The sequence below is a fragment of the Streptomyces niveiscabiei genome (assembly GCF_033794345.1).
GTDB classification, from domain to species: domain Bacteria; phylum Actinomycetota; class Actinomycetes; order Streptomycetales; family Streptomycetaceae; genus Streptomyces; species Streptomyces niveiscabiei.
On record NZ_JARAYJ010000110.1, the window covers coordinates 1 to 1,214 of the forward strand.

Annotated in this window: 1 protein-coding gene; it reads right to left on the minus strand. The window is 72.3% G+C overall.

From position 1 onward, the window contains the following. A partial coding sequence (gene gndA, locus PV682_RS44050; protein WP_319738591.1) for an NADP-dependent phosphogluconate dehydrogenase occupies positions 1-1,214 on the minus strand: 1,214 nt, incomplete at both ends.

The window sequence follows — 1,214 nt, forward strand, 5'->3', positions numbered from 1 at the left end:
CCCGGCTTGTCCACCCGCCCGTACGTGTGGGCCCCGAAGTAGTCCCGCTGCCCCTGGAGCAGCGCGGCGGGGAGGCGTTCGGCGCGCAGGGTGTCGTAGTGGGCGAGGGCGGCGGAGAAGGCGGGGACGGGGATGCCGCGGCGGGCGGCGGTCGCGACGATCTCGCGCCAGGGGACCTGCGCGTCGGTGATCTCGCGGGCGAACTCCTTCTCCGTCAGCAGGGAGACCAGCGCGGGGTCCTGGGCGTACGCGGCGCGGATGCGGTCCAGGAACGAGGCGCGGATGATGCACCCGCCGCGCCAGATCCGGGCGACGGCGGCGAGGTCGATGTCCCAGCCGTACTCCTTCGCGGCGTCCTGGATCATGCTCCAGCCCTGGTCGTAGGCGATCACCTTGGACGCGTACAGGGCGTTCTCCACCTGCGAGGCGAACCGTGCCGCCTCGGTGCGTGACAGCGGCGGGGTGGTGCCGCCCGGCAGCCCCCGGTACGCCGCGCGCAGCGCGCTCTGCCCCGACGCGGCCCGCGCGAACGTCGCCTGCGCGATCGCCGTCACCGGCGAGGCGAGGTCCAGCGCCGTCTGCACGGTCCACCGCCCCGTGCCCTTCTGCCCGGCCCGGTCCACCACCACGTCCACGAACGGCCCGCCCGTCAACGCATCCGTGTGGCCCAGGACTTCGGCCGTGATCTCGATCAGGTACGAGCCCAGCCGCCCCTGGTTCCACTCCCGGAAGATGCCCGCGATCTCCGCCGGCCCGTACCCCCCGACCTGCCGCAACAGGTCGTACGCCTCCGCGATGAGCTGCATGTCCGCGTACTCGATGCCGTTGTGCACCATCTTCACGAAGTGCCCCGCACCGTCCGCCCCGATGTGCGTCGCACACGGCTCCCCGTCGACCTTCGCACTGATCGCCTCGAACATCGGCCCCAAAACCGCGTACGACTCCACCGACCCGCCCGGCATGACCGACGGCCCGTGCAACGCGCCCTCCTCACCCCCGGAGACGCCAACTCCCACGAAGTGGATGCCCTGTTGCTTCAGCGCGGCCTCCCGGCGCCGCGTGTCCGCGAAGTGCGCGTTGCCCCCGTCGATGATCATGTCCCCCGGCTCCAGCAACGGCGCGAACTCCCCGATCACCGCGTCCGTCGCCTCCCCCGCCTGCACCATCAGCATCAGCCGCCGAGGCCGCTCCAACGCCGCCACGAACTCCTCGGC